This is a genomic window from Microbacterium sp. 69-10, from assembly GCF_001897945.1.
In the GTDB taxonomy this organism is placed as follows: Bacteria; Actinomycetota; Actinomycetes; order Actinomycetales; family Microbacteriaceae; genus Microbacterium.
In genome coordinates this window covers 283,819-288,646 of sequence record NZ_MKRT01000024.1, presented here as the reverse complement: position 1 = coordinate 288,646, position 4,828 = coordinate 283,819, and the positions used below count along the sequence as shown (strand labels likewise).

The window sequence follows — 4,828 nt, the reverse complement described above, 5'->3', positions numbered from 1 at the left end:
GCACGATGGCCCAGGTGCGCGGTCGCAGTTCGACCAGCCCCTCTGCCTCGAGGACTTTGAGTGCGTCACGGACGGGCACGCGGCTGACACCGATCTCGGCCGCGAGGTCGCGCTCGATCAGCTTGCTGCCCGGAGCACGCTCGCCGATGATGATCGCGTCGCGCAACCACGCGGTGACCCTCGTCGACTCGAGCTCACGCTCTTCTGCTCTGCTCACGCATTCATCCTCGCACGCCGGGGGCGAGAAGCCTGTCAGGCCTTCTTGCCGGCGGGCGTCCTCTCGACCCAGCGGATGCCCTCTTCGAGCGTCGGGACGATCTCGGTGCCGATCCGGCGCGCCAGGAGGTCGTCGAGGCGGTCCAACACCTCGAGATCCTCGGCTACGTCCTCGGCACCGACCTGGACGCCCCGGCTCTCGCCGAGCAGGTCGCCAAGCTCGAGGCCGCCGGCGTGACCATCGCCTCCTCCTCCACCGACCTCGGCCTGCTGGCCCGTGAATTCGTCGCGAAGGGTGACGACTGATGAGCGTCAACGACCTTTTCTCCTCCGATCTGAAGCCGGTGAACCTCGGTCTCGACATGTTCGCCGGCTACGCCCGTGAGGACTCCGGTCTGGACATGTGCGACTCCGCCATCACCGAGACCGTCGGCATCGGCGGCTTCGCGATGGCCGCGGCCCCCGCGATCGTCGCCCTCGTCGGCGGCACCGTCGACGAGGCCATGGGCTACTCGCGCACGATGAACGCGATCACGACGGGCAACAACCCGAACATCACCATCCCCGCGCTCGACTTCATGGGCGTCCCCTGCGGCATCGACGTGCGCAAGGTGATGGAGACCGGCATCCTGCCGATCATCAACACCGCCATCGCTCACAAGGAGCCGGGCATCGGCATGATCGGAGCGGGCATCACCCACCCGCCGGTCGAGGCCTTCCAGAAGGCGCTGCGCGCCCTTGCCGAGACGGTCGAGCCGTGACCGCCCCGCGCCGGCATCCGTGTCCACCGCCGGCCAGCTGAGATGGTGGAAGAAGGGTGACATCGCGGCGTTCTTCGCGCTGTTCACCAACAACCTGACCAACATCATCACGTTCACCGCCCTGCTCACCATGGCGGGACTCCCGGTGGACATGGTGGTCGGGCGCATCGCGCCGGCGTTCGGCCTGGCGATCCCGCTGACCTCCTCGATGTACGTCTGGTTCGCCAGGCGGCTCGCCGCCAAGGAGGGTAGCGACGACGTCGTAGCCCTTCCCTCCGGTCCCAGCGCGCCCTCGATCTTCACGGTGACCTTCCTGGTGATCCTGCTGGTCTACTCGACCACGCAGGATGCCGAACTGGCCGTGGGCATCGGCCTCGTCTGGGGCTTCCTGGAGGATCTGATCCTGTTCGTCGGCTCGTTCTTCGGCGACCTGCTGCGCCGGGCGGTCCCCCGTTCGGTGCTGCTGGCATGCCTCGCCGGCCTGGGGCTGCTTCTGCTGGCCATGAACCCGATGCTGCAGTCCTCCCAGTTCCCCGCGCCCGTCCCGTGATGCTCGCCAACGGCGCCACGATGGTCGGCGCACTGATGGGCAACCCGTACCCGGTCACCGTGTACATCGGGCACACCGCCTGCAAGGAGATGGGCGCGGGCATCGGCTACACGATGCTGAACGGCATCACGATGTTCGCGGTGGGACTGTTCGGCATGAGCGCCCTGCTGCTGTCGGTGGTCCCGATGGCGGCGATCGCGCCGATCCTGATCTACATCGGAGTCGTGACCGCCGCGCAGTCGGTGCGCGAGACCCCGAAGGTGGAGCTGCCGGTGATCTTCATCGCGCTGTTCCCGTGGATCGCGAACTGGGCGAACAGCCTCATCAACAACACGCTGAAGGCAGTGGGCACGAACACGGCCGAGGTGGGAGCGGATCCTCTGAACCACGCAGGCACGTACTTCGCCGGCATCTCCACGCTCGGCAACGGCGCACCGCTGTCGTCGCCGCTGTGGGGCATGATCGCGATCTTCGCGATCCGCAACAAGCCCCTGCAGGGCGCGATCATCGGTGCACTGGCGGGCGTCCTGTCGTTCTTCGGCGTCATCCACGCGCATGTCCCGGGCCTGCCCGAGAAGTTCGCACTGTCCGACACCCACGTGATGTTCCTCGTCGCGTACCTGATGGTGGCGGTGCTGTTCCTGGCGAAGTGAATCCAGGACAGGATCACGAACGAGTCGGTCGTGTTCACCGCGAACGACGAGATCACGCTCAGCAGCGCCGTCGCTGATCCAGTCCTCCAAGGGCTGAGTCACCATGGGAGGGGTACGGGAGCTCGCGCTCCCGTACCCCTCCGCGCGCGAGACGCGCTCCTGCACGGAGCACCGCAGTCCGTGCGAATGAAACAGTCCGTGCGAATGAAGAAGGCCGGCCCCACAGGGCCGGCCTTCTTCATTCGCGCAGGGCGCTCATTTCTTCTTCTTGCTCTGCGCGCGGCGCTGCTCGCGGTTCGCGGGCGCCGGCTGCTCCTCGGCATCCACCTGCTGACCGAACGCACCGCGCTGAGCCGTGGCGGCGCGCTCGGTGGCGGCCTGCTGCACCTGGCCGCGCTCGTTGCGGACCTCGACGTCGCCCGCGTCGTTGGGCGCCGAGTACTCCAGCTTCTGCTCGGGCTGCTGGTCGACCAGCCCCTTCGCCTCCACCTCGGTCTGGTCGGCGCCGGCACGGCGCACCTCGACCTCGAGGTTGTAGAGGTAGCCGACCGACTCCTCCTTGATCTGCCCCATCATCGACTGGAACATCGCGTAGCCCTCGCGCTGGTACTCGATCAGCGGGTCGCGCTGCGCCATCGCGCGCAGGCCGATGCCGTCCTTCAGGTAGTCCATCTCGTACAGGTGGTCGCGCCAGCGGCGGTCGAGCACCTGCAGCACCACCCGGCGCTCGAGCTCGCGGGTGGCCGCCTCGCCGAGCGCCTGCTCGCGCTTCTCATAGGCGATCAGCGCGTCCGAGAGCAGCTCGCGCTTGAGCCCCTCGGCGGAGATGCCGCCCTTGCGTCCGCCGGCCTCGGCGACGACCTCGTCGATCGTGACGTTCATCGGGTACAGCGTCTTCAGCTCGGTCCAGAGCGCGTCGAAGTCCCAGCTCTCGTTGTGACCCTCGCCGGTGTGGTCGTCGACCACGCCGCCGATGGCGTCCTCGATGAAGTGCTTCACCCGGTCGGCGATGTCGTCGCCGTGCAGGATCTGCCGGCGGTCGGCGTAGATCGCCTCGCGCTGGCGGTTCAGGACGTCGTCGTACTTGAGCACGTTCTTGCGCATCTCGGCGTTGCGGGCCTCGACCTGCGACTGCGCGCTGCGGATGGCGCGGCTGACCAGGCCCGACTCGATCGGGACGTCGTCCGGGAAGTTGGTGCGCGCGAGGATCGCCTCGGCGGCTCCAGACTGGAAGAGGCGCATGAGGTCGTCGGTCAGGCTCAGGTAGAAGCGGCTCTCACCGGGGTCACCCTGCCGGCCCGAGCGGCCGCGCAGCTGGTTGTCGATGCGGCGCGATTCGTGACGCTCGGTGCCGAGCACGTACAGGCCACCGGCCTCCCTCACCTTGACCGAGTCCTCGGCGACCTTCTTCTTCATGGCCTCGTAGGTCTCGTCCCACGCGGCCTCGTACTCCTCCGGAGTCTCCTCGGGATCCAGGCCCTTGGCCTTGAGCTCCTGGACGGCGAGGAACTCCGCGTTGCCGCCGAGCATGATGTCGGTGCCTCGACCCGCCATGTTCGTGGCGACCGTGACGGCACCGAGCTTTCCGGCGAGGGCGACGATCTCGGCCTCGCGTGCGTGGTTCTTGGCGTTGAGCACCTCGTGCTTGACGCCCCTCTTCGCCAGCAGGCGGGAGAGGTACTCGCTCTTCTCGACGCTGACGGTTCCGACCAGCACCGGCTGCCCCGTGGCGTGGCGCTCGGCGATGTCCTCGACGACCTGCGCGAACTTGGCCTGCTCGTTCTTGTAGACGAGGTCCGGCTGGTCCTTGCGGATCATCGGCTTGTTCGTCGGGATCGGGACCACGCCGAGCTTGTACGTGGACATGAACTCGGCCGCCTCGGTCTCGGCGGTACCGGTCATACCGGCGAGCTTGTCGTACAGGCGGAAGTAGTTCTGCAGCGTGACGGTCGCGAGGGTCTGGTTCTCGGCCTTGACCGGCACCCCCTCCTTGGCCTCGATGGCCTGGTGGATGCCCTCGTTGTAACGGCGTCCGACCAGGATGCGACCGGTGTGCTCGTCGACGATCATCACCTCGTCGTTCATGACGACATAGTCGGTGTCGCGCTTGAACAGCGAGATCGCCTTGATCGAGTTGTTAAGGAAGGAGATCAGCGGGGTGTTCGCCGACTCGTAGAGGTTGTCGATGCCGAGGTAGTCCTCGACCTTCTCGATGCCGGGCTCGAGCACGCCGACCGTGCGCTTCTTCTCGTCGACCTCGTAGTCCACGCCCGGCTCGAGCGTGCGCGCGATCTTCGCGAACTCGGTGAACCAGCGGTTCGCCTCGCCGGAGGAAGGGCCGGAGATGATCAGCGGCGTGCGGGCCTCGTCGATGAGGATCGAGTCGACCTCGTCGACGATCGCGAAGAAGTGCTCGCGCTGGACGAGGTCCTCCTTGCGCCAGGCCATGTTGTCGCGCAGGTAGTCGAAGCCGAACTCGTTGTTCGTGCCGTAGGTGATGTCCGCCGCGTACTGCTGGCGGCGCACGTCGGGAGTCTGACCGGAGATGATCGTGCCGGTGGTCATGCCGAGGGCGCGGTGCACGCGCCCCATCAGCTCGGACTGGTACGACGCCAGGAAGTCGTTGACCGTGATCACGTGCACACCCT

At 67.0% G+C, this 4,828-nt stretch carries 5 protein-coding genes; 3 read left to right on the top strand and 2 right to left on the bottom strand.

The window, feature by feature from the left end; translation table 11 throughout:
- A partial coding sequence (locus tag BGN97_RS12440; RefSeq protein ID WP_292701922.1) for a GntR family transcriptional regulator occupies positions 1-217 on the bottom strand: 217 nt, incomplete at its 3' end.
- A gap of 304 nt (positions 218-521) precedes the next feature.
- On the opposite strand from BGN97_RS12440, the gene BGN97_RS12435 reads away from it, so the two are divergent.
- From BGN97_RS12435 to BGN97_RS12425, 3 genes are read left to right on the top strand one after another with little or no spacing between them, the layout of a single operon-like run.
- Positions 522-977, top strand: coding sequence for a hypothetical protein (locus tag BGN97_RS12435; protein WP_292701919.1), 456 nt, complete (start codon positions 522-524; stop codon positions 975-977).
- A 19-nt stretch (positions 978-996) separates the two neighbouring features.
- Complete coding sequence (locus BGN97_RS12430) at positions 997-1,527, top strand: hypothetical protein (RefSeq protein ID WP_292701916.1); 531 nt, start codon at positions 997-999, stop codon at positions 1,525-1,527.
- On the top strand, positions 1,527-2,180 hold the full coding sequence (locus tag BGN97_RS12425) for a hypothetical protein (protein WP_292701913.1): 654 nt from the start codon (positions 1,527-1,529) through the stop codon (positions 2,178-2,180). The genes BGN97_RS12430 and BGN97_RS12425 overlap by 1 nt, the downstream gene beginning before the upstream one ends.
- 255 nt (positions 2,181-2,435) lie before the next feature.
- Here BGN97_RS12425 and secA read toward each other — a convergent pair.
- The coding region (gene secA / locus BGN97_RS12420; RefSeq protein WP_292701910.1) for a preprotein translocase subunit SecA at positions 2,436-4,828 on the bottom strand (2,393 nt) is incomplete at its 5' end.